The sequence below is a fragment of the Bacteroides reticulotermitis JCM 10512 genome, assembly GCF_000517545.1.
GTDB classification, from domain to species: domain Bacteria; phylum Bacteroidota; class Bacteroidia; order Bacteroidales; family Bacteroidaceae; genus Bacteroides; species Bacteroides reticulotermitis.
The window spans coordinates 1-13,843 of record NZ_BAIV01000009.1 but is presented as its reverse complement, the minus strand read 5'-3'; the positions used below and the strand labels follow the sequence as shown (position 1 = coordinate 13,843).

The 13,843-nt window shown below is 43.1% G+C and carries 7 protein-coding genes, 1 tRNA gene and 6 pseudogenes; 5 read left to right on the top strand and 9 right to left on the bottom strand.

Annotated features, from left to right (window positions below; all coding sequences use genetic code 11):
- Positions 1 to 18 precede the first annotated feature (18 nt).
- Complete coding sequence (locus tag JCM10512_RS07050) at positions 19 to 765, top strand: nucleotidyltransferase family protein (RefSeq protein WP_044161729.1); 747 nt, start codon at positions 19 to 21, stop codon at positions 763 to 765.
- On the opposite strand, the gene JCM10512_RS07045 is transcribed toward JCM10512_RS07050, so the two are convergent.
- Positions 746 to 1,840: an endonuclease/exonuclease/phosphatase family protein gene (locus JCM10512_RS07045; protein WP_044161728.1), complete on the bottom strand. Its 1,095-nt coding sequence runs from the start codon at positions 1,838 to 1,840 to the stop codon at positions 746 to 748. The two genes, JCM10512_RS07050 and JCM10512_RS07045, sit on opposite strands and share 20 nt — an antisense overlap.
- A gap of 9 nt (positions 1,841 to 1,849) precedes the next feature.
- Positions 1,850 to 3,309 (bottom strand): annotated as a pseudogene (locus tag JCM10512_RS07040) (aminoacyl-histidine dipeptidase).
- A gap of 135 nt (positions 3,310 to 3,444) precedes the next feature.
- Here JCM10512_RS07040 and JCM10512_RS07035 point away from each other — a divergent pair.
- Together JCM10512_RS07035 and JCM10512_RS07030 are read left to right on the top strand one after the other, a co-directional pair.
- The gene (locus tag JCM10512_RS07035; RefSeq protein WP_044161727.1) at positions 3,445 to 3,654 is read left to right on the top strand and encodes a hypothetical protein; all 210 of its coding nucleotides are present in this window, start codon (positions 3,445 to 3,447) and stop codon (positions 3,652 to 3,654) included.
- Between the two features lie 51 nt (positions 3,655 to 3,705).
- Positions 3,706 to 4,308 carry an OmpH family outer membrane protein gene (locus tag JCM10512_RS07030; RefSeq protein WP_044161726.1) on the top strand — a complete coding sequence of 201 codons (603 nt, stop codon included), beginning with the start codon at positions 3,706 to 3,708 and terminating at the stop codon, positions 4,306 to 4,308.
- A 214-nt stretch (positions 4,309 to 4,522) separates the two neighbouring features.
- Here JCM10512_RS07030 and JCM10512_RS07025 read toward each other — a convergent pair.
- Positions 4,523 to 4,863, bottom strand: a pseudogene (locus JCM10512_RS07025) (hypothetical protein).
- Positions 4,864 to 5,169, bottom strand: coding sequence for an FtsB family cell division protein (locus JCM10512_RS07020; RefSeq protein WP_044161725.1), 306 nt, complete (start codon positions 5,167 to 5,169; stop codon positions 4,864 to 4,866).
- Between the two features lie 218 nt (positions 5,170 to 5,387).
- On the opposite strand from JCM10512_RS07020, the pseudogene JCM10512_RS21295 reads away from it, so the two are divergent.
- Positions 5,388 to 6,646, top strand: a pseudogene (locus JCM10512_RS21295) (DNA polymerase III subunit gamma/tau); the annotation flags it as partial.
- A 51-nt stretch (positions 6,647 to 6,697) separates the two neighbouring features.
- Positions 6,698 to 7,189 (top strand): annotated as a pseudogene (locus tag JCM10512_RS25035) (DUF8493 domain-containing protein); the annotation flags it as partial.
- Positions 7,190 to 8,363: 1,174 nt separating this feature from the next.
- On the opposite strand, the gene JCM10512_RS07005 reads toward JCM10512_RS25035, so the two are convergent.
- The 5 genes and pseudogenes from JCM10512_RS07005 to JCM10512_RS06985 form a co-directional block, all read right to left on the bottom strand.
- A tRNA-His gene (locus JCM10512_RS07005) sits at positions 8,364 to 8,437 on the bottom strand.
- Positions 8,438 to 8,510: 73 nt separating this feature from the next.
- Positions 8,511 to 9,637 (bottom strand): annotated as a pseudogene (locus tag JCM10512_RS07000) (CapA family protein).
- Complete coding sequence (gene folD, locus JCM10512_RS06995) at positions 9,634 to 10,515, bottom strand: bifunctional methylenetetrahydrofolate dehydrogenase/methenyltetrahydrofolate cyclohydrolase FolD (RefSeq protein ID WP_044161723.1); 882 nt, start codon at positions 10,513 to 10,515, stop codon at positions 9,634 to 9,636. The pseudogene JCM10512_RS07000 and the gene folD overlap by 4 nt, the downstream one beginning before the upstream one ends.
- A 347-nt stretch (positions 10,516 to 10,862) precedes the next feature.
- A complete protein-coding gene (gene ffh / locus JCM10512_RS06990) occupies positions 10,863 to 12,182 on the bottom strand; it encodes a signal recognition particle protein (protein WP_044161722.1) in 1,320 nt (439 codons plus the stop codon).
- 83 nt (positions 12,183 to 12,265) lie between these two features.
- Positions 12,266 to 13,587, bottom strand: a pseudogene (locus JCM10512_RS06985) (MATE family efflux transporter).
- Positions 13,588 to 13,843 lie beyond the last annotated feature (256 nt).

The following is a 13,843-nucleotide window of genomic DNA, read 5'->3' as shown; positions in this document are numbered from 1 at the left end:
AAACTGAAACACGGATTTATGAGAGCGATGATCTTTGCGGCGGGATTGGGAACCCGACTGAAACCCCTCACGGATACAATGCCTAAAGCATTGGTCCCCGTAGGAGGACGCCCGATGTTGGAGCACGTTATCCTAAAGTTGAAAGCTTCCGGATTTACCGAGATCGTAATCAATATCCATCATTTCGGTGAGCAGATACTCGATTTCCTGCAAGCGAATCATAATTTCGGTGTCAACATTCAAATCTCCGATGAAACGGATTGTTTGCTTGATACCGGTGGAGGGATAAAGAAAGCCCGGAGCTTCTTTGAGGGGAGTGACGAGCCTTTTTTAGTTCACAACGCAGATATACTTTCGGATATGGATCTGAAAGAAGTGTATGAGTATCATTTGCAAAGCGGCCGTACGGCTACGCTACTTGCCAGCAAACGTGTTACTGCCCGCTATCTCCTTTTTGACGCGGAAAAGAAACTTAGCGGTTGGATTAATAAAGAGACCGGACAGGTGAAGCCGGAAGGTTTCTGTTACGATGCAACACTTTATCAGGAATATGCTTTCAGTGGTATTCACGTGCTTTCTCCCACTATTTTTCAATGGATGGACACGCCTCTTTGGGATGGCAAATTCTCCATCATGGATTTCTATCTTGCCACCTGTCGGGAGGTCGGCTATGGCGGCTTCTTGACTGAACAACTCCAACTGATTGATATCGGTAAACCGGATACACTGCTTCGTGCCGAAGAGTTTATTCGTAACGTAAAATAAAATCGGTATAAACGGGGAGATGGTCACTGATTCCTCCTTGGTACTGCATTCCTTTATACGTTCGGAAGGGTTCATCGTCACCATATTTTAAATCTTCTTTTAGTAGAAACGGTAGGCGGGCAACGTGGGCTTTATCTTCATCGGTATAGAAGTCGGATGCGTTGTTTAGTAATGAACCGGAAACGATCAAATGATCTAGCAATCCCCATGCTCCTTTATACTTATACGAACCAAAGTGCTTGTCTTTTGCCTTTCTCGCCAAGAGGTGATAAAGCCGGTGTGAAGAAAGCTCTCCGGTAGGAGGGAAGGCTTGCAGTACTTCGGTGAATACCTTATTCGCTGGGTAATCGTTGAAGTCGCCCATGATAATCAATTGCGGGTGCAGGCGTATCTTTAAAATACTGTCTGCTTGCAAACGTATTTGTCGGGCGGCGTGGAGTCGATAAGGTTCTGAAGCTTTAGCGCCACCGGAGCGGGAAGGCATATGGCAGACAAATACATCCAACGTGTCGCCGGTCAGTAACAAACCACTAATATGGAGCAGGTCTCTTGTTGGACGATTTTTCCCAAAACGGGGGATGGCGATGGAACGAAAGGATAACAACTTGAACAAATCACGCTGGTAAAGGAGTGCGACGTCGATTCCTCTCAAATCGGGCGAATCTGTCATTACGTACCGATAGCCGAGCTCCCGCAAGGGAGAGTGGTGGACGAGATCACGCATTACCGTATCGTTTTCTACTTCGCAAAGCCCTACCAGTGCAGGAGCTTCCCATTCTCCGACAGCGGTAATGCCCGATGCAAGGTCGTCTAGCTTCTTTTTATATTTGGTATAATTCCAATGACGAATGGCGTCGGGGAGAAATTCCCGGTCATCTTTCAGTGTGTCATGCCGGGTATCAAATAGGTTTTCCAGATTCCATTCCATAACCCGGAAGCGAATCTGTTCCTTATTCGTGCTGTTTTGTCCCGTCAGAGGAAGCGAGAGGAGAAAAGAAATGCAGACAATGATGATCGTAGGAAAAGCTTGTGGACGTTTTTCCCGTTTATTATCATTGTCTGCATGAGAACTCATTTACCTACCTTATTTCTTTGCAGGGATATGAGCTAGGATATCTAATAGATGTTTCCAGAATTTATCTACCGTTGGAATAAGCATCCGTTCGTCGGGAGAGTGTACACCGGTCATGGTCGGGCCGAATGATACCATATCCAGATGTGGATACTTATCGAGGAATAAACCGCATTCCAGTCCTGCGTGAATAGCTTTGACTAGCGGCTCAACGTTGAATAACCGTTTGTACGATTCCGAAGCTACTTGGAGGATAGCCGAGTGTGGATTTGGTTTCCAACCCGGATAACCGTCTCCGAAAGTTACCGTTGCACCGGCAAGTTGGAAAGCGGCACGGACAGTATTGGCCATGTCGTCACGAGATGATAAAATCGAGCTACGTTGGCTGGTTTCGATACGGATAACATGATTCGGTTTCATCTTAATCGAAGCAAGATTGGTTGATGTTTCCACCAAGCCCGGAATGTCCTGACTCATCGCGTTAACTCCGTGAGGAACTGCGTATAGTGCTTTCAGCAGACGGGCAGTCGTATCTTGGTCGATTGCTTTTTCGCGGGGAGATTCCGATTCGAGAACTAATTTCAGATCCGGTTCGGTAACAGCGAGTTCGTTTTCTATTTCGCTTGCGAATATATTCACTTCCGTGCGTACATCATGTTTTGCGTCTTCAGGAACGGCACATATCGCATACGCTTCCCGTGGAATAGCATTGCGCAGGTTGCCACCATGAATTTCGCAAAGGTATAAATCGTGCTTGGCGGCTATACGATTCAGGTAGCGGTTCAGTATCTTGTTCGCGTTGCCACGTCCCAAATGAATGTCTCCACCCGAGTGTCCGCCCTTCAAACCTTTTACTTCTACCTTGAAAAAGAAATAGCCGGCAGGAACATCGATCTCTTTATATGTAAACTCGGCTACTGAGTCAATACCTCCGGCACAGCGATGTAGAGTTCGCCTTCGTCTTCCGAATCTAGATTAATCAAGATATCTCCGCTGAGGAAACCTTCTTTCAGCTCGAATGCACCGGTCAATCCGGTTTCTTCGTCTACAGTAAATAGGCATTCCAACGGACCATGCTCGATGCTGTTGTCGGCCAGAATAGCCAATTCGGTAGCAACTCCAATTCCATTATCTGCTCCCAGCGTAGTACCATTGGCTTTCATCCATTCACCGTCGATCACAATTTCAATCGGGTCGGTGAGGAAGTCGTGCTGTACATCACTGTTTTTCTCGCATACCATGTCAATATGTGACTGGAGGATAACGGTTTTTAGATTTTCTTTACCCGGAGTGGCAGGTTTCTTTATCAAAACATTTCCGGCTTCATCTACTTGGGTTTCCAGATTTTGTTTCTCACCAAAAGCCTTTAGGTAGGCAATTATTTTCTCTTCCTTCTTCGAAGGACGCGGTACTTGGCAGATTTCTTCGAAATACTTGAATACGCCAGCCGGCTTTAAATCTTTTTTTTCCATGCTGTTTTCTTTTCTTCTTTTACCAATAAGTGGTCTGTTTGTTCGCCTTTTATTGCTAAATATGGTTAATTTGGTTGACTTATCTGATTTCATTTCTCATTAAAGTCTAACTTTGCATCTACAAAATTAATAGAAATGGTCGAGACTATACTGATAACTTTGTTAATAGTTACTATTTCCCTTCTTTTGTTGGGGGTGAAAGTATTCTTTACGAAGGATGGTAAGTTTCCCAACGGACATGTAGGCAGTAATAAAGCCTTGCGTGAGAAAGGGATTGGCTGTACACAGTCGCAAGATCGTGAAGCGCAGGAGAAGCCTTCTATTTCTATTGATAAGTTGAACTGAACCTTGAACGATAGTATGAATTGAAATTATTAAAAACAATATTATATAATTATGAATAGAAAGAATTACCTCATGAACGGTTTAGCTGCTCTTGCGTTTATCGTTTTATTTTCACAATGCGCTGGCAAAACTGATAATCAAGCTGCAACTTCTCCGGCACAGGCTACAGCTGAACTTTCCGGAATGAAGATCGCTTATGTTGAAATCGACTCGCTGTTAGCTAAATACAATTTCTGTATTGATCTGAATGAGGCAATGGTTAAGAAAAGCGAGAATGTTCGTATGACATTGAACCAAAAAGCAAATACGCTGACACAAGCAAAACAAGAATTCCAGAAGAAGTATGAAAACAACGCTTTCCTTTCCCAAGAAAGAGCTGAACAAGAATACAACCGCTTGGGTAAGATGGAACAAGAACTTCAGGAGCTAAGCAATAAATTGCAATCGGGCTTGATGGAAGAGAACAATAAGAATAGCCTTCAGTTCCGCGATTCAATCAACGCTTTCCTTAAAGAATATAATAAAGACCACAAGTATAACTTGATTTTCAGTAATACTGGTTTTGATAATCTGTTGTATGCCGACAGTGCATTCAATATTACCAAAGAAATTGTTAACGGGTTGAATGCTAGATATTCACCTGCAAAGAAATAATAACCTATTCATAAGATACATCGTAAACAGAGGTTGCATCCACAGATGCAGCCTCTGTTTGGTTATAGACTTGTATCCGCAGAATAGACGGAAGAGATATGCTAGTGTATTTACGAGCATACCGAATGAGCAAAACGAAGCTTGCAAACTTCGATTGCACGGGTACGCCACGTCTTGATTTTGCGGTGTACTATGTCTCTAAAGTAGTTGTTTTTTATTGTTTCTCTTTGGCTTCTTCCTGTGGAATTCGGAAAGCGGTATAGAGTTGGAGTATAGCGGCTATTGTCAGGCAAGCAATCCATTCATTTCCTCGGGTGGTAAACATGAAAGCACCGGTTAGTACAAGTGCCAATGCGCCGAATATTTGTTGTACACGTAGACGGCGAAGTGTGCTGCTCTTTCCTTTTACAGGCGTAAAGAACTGTGCCAGAGCGAAGAAAAGTGCTCCGATCGTATAAATATAGGGTGCATAAGCCACTGGGTAATGTAGATGGCGGCTCCGGTAAGAGTCATTATCGCGCCTACGGCAAAAAGAGCAGGTGTCAGTTGTTTCATTTAGTTTTGATCATTTTCGAAGACGTAGATATCCTCGTTTGGCTTTTTCATCAGATACTTCTCACGGGCTATTTGTTCAATGGCATCCGGATTTGTGCTTAGTTCGTTGAGGCGTTTGGTATTCTCTTCGTAGTCGGCACTATACTTCTTGATTTCTCCCTGCAACTGATTGATTTCGCGGGCATAACCAATTCGGCGAATCATACTGTTTTCATCGAGGAAAACAATGATGATTGCAAATGTTCCGACAGTAATAAGATACTTATGCCTGCGTATGAAACTCCAGAGCGTAATTAACTTGTCCATGATTTCTCTATTTATTCCGGTTACAAAGATAAAACTTATAACTTAAAACTTATCGCTTCGTACTTAAAACTTCTACGCGATCACTTATTAGTTATCACTTTTTTGCGTACATTTGCGGTAAAAGTAAAACAGTCCGCATTCGGTTGCATGAAGAAAAAGCAATTTTGCTTCTGTGAGGACTGTTTCTGTATAAACTCAAAAAAGCGAAAATCCCGGATATGGAAAACTATATTGTATCAGCCCGTAAGTATCGTCCTTCCACTTTCGAGTCCGTGGTAGGGCAACGGGCACTTACCACTACACTGAAGAATGCGATTGCTACTCATAAACTGGCCCATGCCTATTTGTTTTGCGGACCTCGTGGAGTGGGAAAGACAACGTGTGCGCGCATCTTTGCCAAAACAATCAATTGTCTGTCGCTAACTGCTGATGGAGAGGCGTGTAATGCGTGTGAGTCTTGTGTGGCATTCAACGAACAACGTTCCTATAACATACACGAACTTGATGCGGCTTCCAATAACTCCGTAGATGATATTCGGCAGTTGGTAGAGCAAGTGCGTATTCCACCTCAGATCGGTAAGTACAAAGTCTATATCATTGATGAGGTTCACATGCTTTCCGCATCGGCCTTCAATGCTTTTCTGAAAACATTGGAAGAGCCTCCTCGCCATGCTGTCTTTATTCTGGCTACGACCGAGAAGCATAAGATACTGCCGACAATTCTTTCCCGTTGTCAGATTTACGATTTCAATCGGATCAGTGTGGAAGATACGGTGGAACATCTGATGTATGTTGCCTCCAAAGAGAATATTACTGCCGAACCGGAAGCGCTGAATGTGATTGCCATGAAAGCCGACGGTGGTATGCGCGATGCACTGTCTATATTTGACCAGGTTGTGAGCTTTACCGGAGGGAATATTACCTATAAGAGTGTTATCGACAATCTGAACGTGCTCGACTATGAGTATTACTTCCGACTGACGGATTATTTCCTGGAAAATAAAGTGAGTGAAGCTTTGTTGCTTTTCAATGATGTTTTAAATAAAGGATTCGATGGCACTCATTTCATTACCGGGTTGTCGTCACACTTTCGTGATTTGTTAGTTGGTAAAGATCCCGTTACTTTGCCGTTGCTTGAGGTGGGAGCTAGTATCCGCCAGCGTTATCAGGAACAGGCACAGAAATGCCCCTTACCTTTTTTGTATCGGGCTATGAAGTTGTCGAATGATTGTGATTTAAGCTTCCGTACCAGCAAAAATAAGCGATTGCTGGTTGAGTTGACTTTAATACAGATAGCTCAGCTTACCACCGAGGAGGATGATGTGAGTCATGGGCGTCGCCCTAAACAAGCATTAAAACCAGTCTTTACTCAGCCAGCTGCTGCTCAGCAAACGCAGCTACGCCTAATTTGTCGCAATCGGCTGTTCAACCAGCCGCTTCCGCTACATCTGTGCCCCAGCAAACCTCTGCATCACCCAACGAAGTATCGACAGATACGCCTGCAACTGCCGGACTTGAGGCTGCCAAAGAGAGGAAGATACCGGTCATCAAAATGTCGAATCTCGGAGTTTCGATTAAGAATCCTCAGCGAGAGGAAGAAAAGCAGGAAAATACGATTCGGGTAACGTCGACTCCGGTTGATTCACAAGAGGATTTCATATTTAATGAAAGAGATTTAAACTATTATTGGTTGGACTTTGCCGGTAAGTTGCCAATCGAGCGAGTTGCGATTGCTAAACGTATGGAGGGATTACGTCCGGTTTTGCTAGGCAAGTCTACTACATTCGAGGTTTTGGTTGAAAATGAAATGGCGGGCAGAGATTTCGTCGCTTTAATTCCCGAACTGCAAGATTATTTGCGCGCTTGTTTGAAGAATAGTACGGTTACCATGACTGTGCGGGTTAGCGAACCCAAAGAGACTGTTCGTGCGGTAGGGCGCGTAGAAAAGTTCCAATTGATGGCTCAAAAGAATCAGGCGCTGATGCAATTGAAAGATGAGTTTGGGTTGGAATTGTATTAGTCGGACTTTATTGGGAGAATAAACTCTGCTGAATCTAAAGTTCTGTATCTTTATTGTCGTGATTACGGTCTCTCTGCATAGTTTCCATTTCTGCTTTCAGCTTTCAGTTTTCGACGTAAAACGCTGTAGTACAATGTGATATTCCTGAAACTAAGGGCTGAAATTAAAAACACACGTTTCAGCCTATTGCCTTCTTTGATGAATGGCTGAAATTCCATTGCAGTCAATTTCTGTCGGGTACGCAAACTAAGCTAGCCGAATCCGACTATATAAGTTATTGCTGCAATGAAGTATAAGGTGCAGTTGTATGTAGTCTATTTATTCCAAAGTTTTAGATGATTCAACTCACTGCAACGGATAAAAGCTGAAAGCGAAAATAGAGCTAGCTTTCAGCCGATAAGTGCTGTAATACAGTTTTTTATCTCGATTTCTGAAAGCTGAAGGCTAAAATCATAACTTTGTTTTCTGGCTATTTTATCCGCAATATCTCGGAAATAATTCCGTTTATTCGTTTTTGAAACGTCTTCGCTTTTAAAAACAAACTAGTCGGCCGGTAAAGATCGGGGTTGTCTTCCGACCTGAAAGCGGATTGCTTGTAGAAGTATGGGGAAGCTATAAAAGTCGACTCATTGGGTTTCTTTACACAGCTAGCAGTTAGAAGTATACACGTTTCACCGCTTCAAAAAATAGTTTGGTCTAGAGAAATAAACCGTTTCATAGGCATGAGAATTTTGTTTCACCCTTATGAAACTTTTTTCTCATCACGAAGAGAATTTTGTTTTACCAGGGAGAAACTTCTGAGAAGAAGGTTAAAATTGTGACATTGTCTAGATTTCGTTTACACGTTTGTATTTATTCTTTCGGATTCACGATACTACCTTATTGAAAGACTTCTGATTTATTTCACAGTCATTTCCTATTCTTCCCGTTTTGACTGACCTGAGAAATAGATGAAAGAACAGAGTTCATCAAGTCCCATACGCTGGCAGGTGATTCATGAAAACAACTAATCTTTTGAATTGGATGAAGCGGGCATTCTAATAACTGCCCTGGGCAATTGAGTAAACAGCCCTGGGCATTCGCTCTGTTTCCCCTGGGCAATTGGACGCTGAACTGTATGCGGTTTTAAAAAGAAAAATCCTCATAAGTTATTACTTATAAGGACTTCTTTAAGGGTGGCTGATGGGATTCGAACCCACGACATCCAGAACCACAATCTGACGCTCTAACCAGCTGAACTACAGCCACCATTTTTGCATTTCTCTAATGCGATGCAAAGATAGGTATTATCTTTTAATCTCCAAAAAAACATATACTTTTTTTAGTAAAAAGTATATTCGTTTATTCCCTTATTGTGCCTATTAAAGAGGGTTCTGGCATCATTCGTGAAGATTTTCAACGAGTTACGCGCGTTTAGTGGAATAGAATCTATTGGCAAGTTAACCGGGAGTAACTGATGATTTTTTCTTCCCGACTGTACCGGGCGGGCAGTCCAGACCAAACTGTATTCACATTTAGATAAACGGGTAGTACTGTCTTTTACTAATTCCATTCTCACCATAAGTCCTCCATCTGTTCGGCGGGCGGACATATTTGAAATAAAATTACCTAACGAGTATACGACCAGATGTTTGTCGTTGGTTAGACTATCTTGCCGAACTTCAATGGGTTGCACCACGTGAGGATGCGAACCAATGACATGCGACACGCCTTTTGATAACAACCAGTCGGCAAGGAACACCTGCTCTTTATTGGGTAAAGACATATACTCATCGCCCCAATGCATGCAGGCGATAATGGCATCAGGCGATAGCGAAATACTTTTTTCAATATCTCGGGCAATGATTGCCGTATCGATATAGTTAACAATGTTAGGAGGGGTAACGACAATACCGTTGGTGCCATAGGTATAGTTTAGCAGTGCGATTCGAAATCCTTTTTTCTCTAGTATCAGCGGAACTGATCGCTCACGTTCTTCCGGATTGATGAAAACACCGGTATGAGCAAGTTGAAAGGAGTCTAATAACTGCACAGTGCGTTCAAGTCCTTTGGCTCCCCGGTCCAGACTGTGATTGTTGGCTGTAACTAATACATTGAATCCGGCAGCTTTTATACTGCTCAGGAATTCGTCCGGAGCACTGAATGCCGGATAGCCTGTATACGGTTTTCCTCCCAACGTCACTTCCAGATTGGCGATGGAAAAGTCTGCTTGCTTGATTTCTTTCTCTACATATTCGAAACAAGTGGAATAATCATAGCCGATAGCCGTACGGGCAGCATTGATCTGCCTTGATGTTGCATCAGGTCTCCAACGAAAAGAAGTTGTAGCGTGTCGGAGGAAAAAGAAGAAAGGGCAGATTCAGTTGAAAGAGTATCTCTCTTTTCCTGCGTCTGAGAGGCACAGGAAAAGGAGAGACATAAGTTTATTAGAAACAAAAGATGTTTCATGAGTAGATTGCCTTTTTCCCGGCTAATAGCGTATTCTTCATCAGCGAAACGATGGTCATCGGACCGACTCCACCCGGTACGGGGGTGATGAATGAACATTTTGGAGCTACTTCATCGAACAGCACATCCCCTGTCAGTTTGAAACCGGATTTCTTAGTTGCATCGGGTACGCGGGTTGTACCTACGTCAATAACCACGGCACCTTCTTTCACCATCTCCGCTTTCAGAAAGTTCGGTTGTCCCAGAGCTGCGATGATAATATCGGCTTCCTGGCATTCTTTGACTAAATCTCTGGAGCGGCTGTGACATACGGTTACAGTTGCATCCCCGGGGTAGGCCTTTTGCATCATGAGTGCAGCCATCGGTTTGCCCACGATATTGCTTCGTCCTAAAACGACACATTTCTTTCCGGAAGTTTCTATCTGATAGCGTTTCAGTAGTTCGAGGATACCGTTCGGTGTGGCTGATACATAACAAGGTAGTCCGATAGACATACGTCCTACGTTAATGGGGTGAAATCCATCTACATCTTTGCGGTAATCGATGGTTTCAATTACTTTTTGCTCGGAGATGTGTTTAGGTAACGGAAGCTGCACGATAAATCCGTCTACGTCATCGTCTTCATTCAACTCCCGTACCTTGGCAAGTAATTCGGCTTCGGTTACATCGGATTCATACCGAATTAGCGAAGATTTAAATCCGCATACTTCGCAGGCTTTTACTTTGGCTGCTACATAAGTTTCGCTACCGCCATCATGTCCGATCAGGATAGCTGCCAAGTGAGGGCGTTTGCCACCACGAGCGACTATCTCAGCAACCTCGGCTGCGATCTCTTGTTTTACCTGTTCGGAAATAGCTTTTCCGTCTATTAATGTCATACTTCTTATAGTGTTATGGTTTTAAAACTTCTTCTGTTTGGGGCTGGATGACAGCACCACGTAAGCCACTGCGCAGGAATCGTGACGGCCTAAATAAGAGCCTGATCCATTTGCTCGGAGAAAACCCTATTTGTCAAGCTACGTATTCGTACTGATAAGCGACTACGCTTCATGTAAATGAGATTTCAATGATAGGCAAAAGTAGAATATTTTGTCGAACTCCACAAATGAACAAGACAGAAAGGGGGAACTGCTTTTTTCTTAACTGCCTATTTACGGATTATTAACGATAAACAAAAAATGAGGAAGCTGGTACTTCCTCATTTCACTTTGAACTGATATATGGATTATTTCATTTTAGGCATCATCTTGCCCATCTTGCTACTAGTCACCATCTTCATCATCTTACGAGTCTGTTCGAACTGTTTGAGTAAGCGGTTAACTTCCTGAATAGTAGTTCCGCTACCGTTAGCAATACGTGTACGGCGTGAACCATTCAGTATTTCCGGATTGGAACGTTCCAATGGAGTCATAGAGAAGATGATAGCTTCAATGCTTTTGAACGCATTGTCGTCGATGTCGATATCTTTGATAGCTTTTCCTACGCCCGGAATCATGGACGCAAGTTCTTTGAGGTTACCCATCTTTTTAATCTGTGCAATCTGGCTCAAGAAGTCGTTGAAGTCGAATTGGTTCTTAGCAATTTTCTTCTGCAAGCGTTTGGCTTCTTCTTCGTCGTATTGTTCTTGTGCGCGTTCCACCAATGAAACGATGTCACCCATACCCAGAATACGGTCGGCCATACGTGCCGGGTGGAACTGATCGATAGCATCCAGTTTCTCACCGGTACCAACAAACTTAATCGGTTTGTTAACCACGGAACGAATAGAGAGGGCTGCACCACCGCGAGTATCACCATCGAGTTTGGTAAGTACAACTCCGTTGAAGTCGAGGCGCTCGTTGAATTCTTTAGCAGTATTCACCGCATCTTGTCCGGTCATGGAGTCTACCACAAACAGGATTTCATCCGGATTGATCGCTGCTTTGATGGCTGCGATCTCATTCATCATCTGTTCGTCTATAGCCAAGCGTCCGGCAGTATCGACAATGACCAGGTCATAGCCTTTTGCTTTTGCTTCTTTGATCGCGTTTTGAGCTATCTCTACCGGGCTTTTGCTATCCGGTTCGGAATACATGGGAACTTCGATTTGTTCGGCGAGTACACGCAACTGTTCCACGGCAGCCGGACGATAAACGTCACATGCTACCAATAAAGGTTTGCGGTTCTTTTTGCTTTTCAGCATACGCGCCAATTTTCCGGAGAATGTGGTTTTACCGGAACCTTGCAAACCGGACATCAAGATTACAGCCGGACGTGATTCGATATTGATTTCTGCTGTTTCACCACCCATTAACTGAGTCAATTCGTCATGTACGATTTTGACCATTAATTGGCTGGGTTTAACAGCCGACAGTACGTTTTGTCCTAGGGCCTTTTCCTTAACAGTATCCGTAAAGGTTTTCGCAACTTTATAGTTAACGTCGGCGTCAAGAAGTGCTTTGCGCACATCTTTGAGTGTTTCTGCTACATTTATCTCGGTGATTTTACCTTCACCTTTTAAAATCTTGAATGACCGCTCTAGTCTTTCACTTAAATTATCGAACATATCTTTGAATTATGATTTACGAATGATAAATATTTGGCTCGCTTTCTTTTAAGAGGATGCAAATGTACTAAAATCTCTTGTATTTATATCTTTTTATTCTGCCATTTTGCTTTTTTGAAATAAATATAACATGTTACTAGCAATAACGCATAATATAGTATCTCAGTGGTGAAGCAGACTGCAACCGAAGCCTTGAGCCACATTCCTACGAAAATAATGTATGCCGCATAGAATGAAATTGTAAATAGTTCGAGTAACAAGGCAGCTTGTGTATTGCCTGTTCCGGAAATCCCACTAAATATTACATTGGCTACGGATGCTATCAGCATGGCTCCGCAAATGACATAGACAGCCGGTACCGATTCGACAATCAATGCAGTTTCGTTGGTATAAATAGACAATAGGAACTGCGGGAAGAGAGCCGTAAATGCCACAAAAAAAAGCATGATAAAAAGAGAGAAACGAGCGATCTTTTTGATGAGAGGTATTACGTATTGTATACCTCCTGCACCGATGGCGTTGCTGACCAGACTATTCGTAGTAGTAGACAGCGCACTGACCGGGATAAGAAGCACCACATAAATGCTACGAACGATGTTGCAATGGCCAATTCTCGCTGTCCCAATCGCTCTACAGCAATAAAGAAAATAAACCAAGTCACCATCGACAGGAAGTATTGCAGCATGGTGAAGCAGGAAATACTGAGGATCCGTATCAGCAAAGCTAAGTCGAATGAGCGTAGACGATTCAGTCCATACTTTTTTAGATCTACGGTGATGTAGCTGTATATAATAAAAAAGAGAATAGAGGACGCTTCTGCTATAACGGATGCAATAGCGGCTCCTTTTATGCCCATTACGGGCATACCAAACTTACCGAAGATAAAGGCATAAGCCAATACTACGTTGGTCAGTGCCATGACTATCGCATTAATAGTTAGCACCTTTGTTCGGGTTATACCGATATATAAGGCACGGAACATGACACTTAGGAAAGAAAAGAAAAATCCATAGATACGCCAATCCAGAAACTCCATTGTTCCTCGATAGATGTCTTCAGAAGAGACTAGCAATCGCATGATACTGCCACCGAATGTTTTGGTGAAGGTAAACATTAGCAAAGCCATTACGAGTAAAAACATGACTCCTTGAATCATTACGGGTCCAACGTCGCTATATCGTCCCTCACCGTTTCGTCTGGCAATAACGATTTGCGACCCGGTACTAAAACCGAATGCGATTGTGAATATGCAGATATAGAATAATCCGCCCATTGCAGACGCGCCCAAAGCTACTTCACTGACATGTCCGAGGAATGCGGTGTCGGTGACGTTGATGATATTTTGCGCTAATAAGCTTAGCAATATCGGATAACTGACGCTCCAAACTTGTTTGTTGGTGTACATAAATAGGGTTTAAGTTTACAGTTTGCAAAGATAACGCTTTCTTCTGATTTGGAAGAAGAATTGTTGGATGCAGTGTTCTGCTACCCTCTTAAAAAGAGTTAGTTTAGTTTGAATGAGTTACGGGGTTTGCATAATAATGAAATATATCGAGTTGTGATTCAGGTTTGTATGGGCCTCATGCCTTTGGTAATAAAGTGAACAAAAGATTCTTTCTTTTGAAAAGGAGAGGGGAGTACATGGAAACCAGCGGGTTGCT

What these genes read in the sequence shown, in the direction of transcription:
- JCM10512_RS07050 (WP_044161729.1), top strand. Translation starts at nt 19, where the DNA reads ATGAGAGCGATGATCTTTGCGGCGGGATTGGGAACCCGACTGAAACCC.
- JCM10512_RS07045 (WP_044161728.1), bottom strand. Translation starts at nt 1,840, where the DNA reads ATGAGTTCTCATGCAGACAATGATAATAAACGGGAAAAACGTCCACAA.
- JCM10512_RS07035 (WP_044161727.1), top strand. Translation starts at nt 3,445, where the DNA reads ATGGTCGAGACTATACTGATAACTTTGTTAATAGTTACTATTTCCCTT.
- JCM10512_RS07030 (WP_044161726.1), top strand. Translation starts at nt 3,706, where the DNA reads ATGAATAGAAAGAATTACCTCATGAACGGTTTAGCTGCTCTTGCGTTT.
- JCM10512_RS07020 (WP_044161725.1), bottom strand. Translation starts at nt 5,169, where the DNA reads ATGGACAAGTTAATTACGCTCTGGAGTTTCATACGCAGGCATAAGTAT.
- folD (WP_044161723.1), bottom strand. Translation starts at nt 10,515, where the DNA reads ATGACATTAATAGACGGAAAAGCTATTTCCGAACAGGTAAAACAAGAG.
- ffh (WP_044161722.1), bottom strand. Translation starts at nt 12,182, where the DNA reads ATGTTCGATAATTTAAGTGAAAGACTAGAGCGGTCATTCAAGATTTTA.